The organism is uncultured Psychrobacter sp. (assembly GCF_947488565.1).
Classification (GTDB): Bacteria; Pseudomonadota; Gammaproteobacteria; order Pseudomonadales; family Moraxellaceae; genus Psychrobacter; species Psychrobacter saeujeotis.
In genome coordinates this window covers 1-1840 of record NZ_CANKZC010000016.1, presented here as the reverse complement: position 1 = coordinate 1840, position 1840 = coordinate 1, and the positions used below count along the sequence as shown (strand labels likewise).

Below are 1840 nucleotides of genomic sequence, written 5' to 3'. Positions count from 1 at the left end.
AACTAAAGAACAACTTGTGTGGATTTTTGCTGAGTTAGGATGCTAAAAATAAAGTTGCTTATCTTTTCTTTTCGGGAAGATATTTAACTATAAAAATTATCATTTAATCAGCAAGAAAACTCAAAGTTAATTCATTACGAACATAATTTTTAGCGTAATTGCCAGATTAGATGAGCCAAGATTAGAAGTCGTCTTACTATTTATAGTGAAGACTTCAAGCAAGATTAAACTGAAGAGTTTGATCATGGCTCAGATTGAACGCTGGCGGCAGGCTTAACACATGCAAGTCGAGCGGAAACGATACCAGCTTGCTGGTAGGCGTCGAGCGGCGGACGGGTGAGTAACACTTAGGAATCTACCTAGTAGTGGGGGATAGCTCGGGGAAACTCGAATTAATACCGCATACGACCTACGGGAGAAAGGGGGCAACTTGTTGCTCTCGCTATTAGATGAGCCTAAGTCGGATTAGCTAGATGGTGGGGTAAAGGCCTACCATGGCGACGATCTGTAGCTGGTCTGAGAGGATGATCAGCCACACCGGGACTGAGACACGGCCCGGACTCCTACGGGAGGCAGCAGTGGGGAATATTGGACAATGGGGGCAACCCTGATCCAGCCATGCCGCGTGTGTGAAGAAGGCCTTTTGGTTGTAAAGCACTTTAAGCAGTGAAGAAGACTCTGTGGTTAATACCCACAGACGATGACATTAGCTGCAGAATAAGCACCGGCTAACTCTGTGCCAGCAGCCGCGGTAATACAGAGGGTGCAAGCGTTAATCGGAATTACTGGGCGTAAAGCGAGCGTAGGTGGCTTGATAAGTCAGATGTGAAATCCCCGGGCTTAACCTGGGAACTGCATCTGATACTGTTAAGCTAGAGTAGGTGAGAGGGAAGTAGAATTTCAGGTGTAGCGGTGAAATGCGTAGAGATCTGAAGGAATACCGATGGCGAAGGCAGCTTCCTGGCATCATACTGACACTGAGGCTCGAAAGCGTGGGTAGCAAACAGGATTAGATACCCTGGTAGTCCACGCCGTAAACGATGTCTACTAGTCGTTGGGTCCCTTGAGGACTTAGTGACGCAGCTAACGCAATAAGTAGACCGCCTGGGGAGTACGGCCGCAAGGTTAAAACTCAAATGAATTGACGGGGGCCCGCACAAGCGGTGGAGCATGTGGTTTAATTCGATGCAACGCGAAGAACCTTACCTGGTCTTGACATACAGAGAATCCTGCAGAGATGCGGGAGTGCCTTCGGGAATTCTGATACAGGTGCTGCATGGCTGTCGTCAGCTCGTGTCGTGAGATGTTGGGTTAAGTCCCGCAACGAGCGCAACCCTTTTCCTTAGTTACCAGCGGTTTGGCCGGGAACTCTAAGGATACTGCCAGTGACAAACTGGAGGAAGGCGGGGACGACGTCAAGTCATCATGGCCCTTACGACCAGGGCTACACACGTGCTACAATGGTAGGTACAGAGGGCAGCTACACAGCGATGTGATGCGAATCTCAAAAAGCCTATCGTAGTCCAGATTGGAGTCTGCAACTCGACTCCATGAAGTAGGAATCGCTAGTAATCGCGGATCAGAATGCCGCGGTGAATACGTTCCCGGGCCTTGTACACACCGCCCGTCACACCATGGGAGTTGATTGCACCAGAAGTGGTTAGCCGAACCTTTTAGGACGGCGATCACCACGGTGTGGTTGATGACTGGGGTGAAGTCGTAACAAGGTAGCCGTAGGGGAACCTGCGGCTGGATCACCTCCTTATTAACGGCATTCGCTCAGCAAGAATTCACAACAAGTTGTTCTTTAGTTTAAGCTAGTTTATTAGCTTGAGGTATA

1 rRNA gene is annotated in these 1840 nt (G+C 49.1%); it reads left to right on the top strand.

Annotated elements, in window-relative coordinates:
• The first annotated feature begins 226 nt into the window (after nucleotides 1–226).
• A 16S ribosomal RNA gene (locus Q0890_RS13620) occupies nucleotides 227–1765 on the top strand.
• Nucleotides 1766–1840 lie beyond the last annotated feature (75 nt).